A 1,062-nucleotide genomic window follows, 5' to 3' on the forward strand; every position below is an offset into this window, starting at 1 on the left:
ACATCGTGATGATTATATTGCGATGCTGAACAATAAAAAGATCCTTAGCGGCAAAAAATATCGTGCCGATTGGGTCAAATCCTGGGTTCAAATGCTGGAAAACCTGCTCAATGAAACCAGTTTGCCTTCCATGGTGTTTGAGCAGTTTGACCGGTTTACCGTTAGTCGACTTGAAGAGGCTTTGGTTGACGGACAGGATTTACCCTATGCCGAGTTCTGGCAGGCTTGCCAGGATTTTCATCAGGCCTTTAGCGATTATCAGAATCAAAATGCACTGGCGCTGCAACATTTAAGATTGCAGTTGCTGACGTTTATCCGTGAGCATTTACCCCAGCAGAAAACCCAGCAGCAAGTGCAGTCTTATGATGATCTGTTAATTAATCGGTCGCAGGCTTTGCAGGGTCCACAAGGAGAGTGGCTGGTCACCAGATTGCGGGAACAGTTCAAAGCCGCGTTGATTGATGAGTTTCAGGATACCGATCCGGTGCAATACGATAATTTCCGCCGGGTATTTGCTGCCAGCGGTTTGCCGGTGTTTTTTGTTGGCGATCCCAAACAGGCGATTTACAGTTTCCGTGGCGCAGATATTTTCACCTATCTGCAGGCTAAACAGGATGCTCAGCAAACTTACACATTAGGCAAAAACTGGCGCTCATATATCTCGCTGGTTGAAGCAGTGAATAGCCTGTTTATGCAAAAGCCAGCGCCTTTTATCTACCAACAAATTCCGTTTGTCGAAGTGGATGCCTCACGTAATGAACAGCCAGCATTGCAAGTGGATGAAGGCGACCAAGCAGCTTTGCAGTTCTGTTATGTAGACAGTGATAAACCACTGACCAAAGAGGCGATGACTTCAGTCGCCGTTGAACACACGACCAATGAAATAGCCCGCTTATTAAATCTGGCTGCCAATAACAAAGCCCGGTTGCAGGATGAAGACACGAAACAAACCCGACCGTTAACCGGTGGTGATATTGCCGTGTTAGTGCCTAATCACCGGCAAGCCCAGTTAATTCAACAGGCCTTGCGATTACGGGGCATTAACAGTGTGCAGCAGGGCAA

1 protein-coding gene is annotated in these 1,062 nt (G+C 47.3%); it reads left to right on the forward strand.

The features are described from left to right. Window positions 1–1,062: UvrD-helicase domain-containing protein (locus tag B3O33_RS03305; protein WP_292362925.1), on the forward strand; the 1,062-nt coding region annotated here is incomplete at both ends.

It is taken from the genome of Methylophaga sp. UBA1464, assembly GCF_002325665.1.
In the GTDB taxonomy this organism is placed as follows: domain Bacteria; phylum Pseudomonadota; class Gammaproteobacteria; order Nitrosococcales; family Methylophagaceae; genus Methylophaga.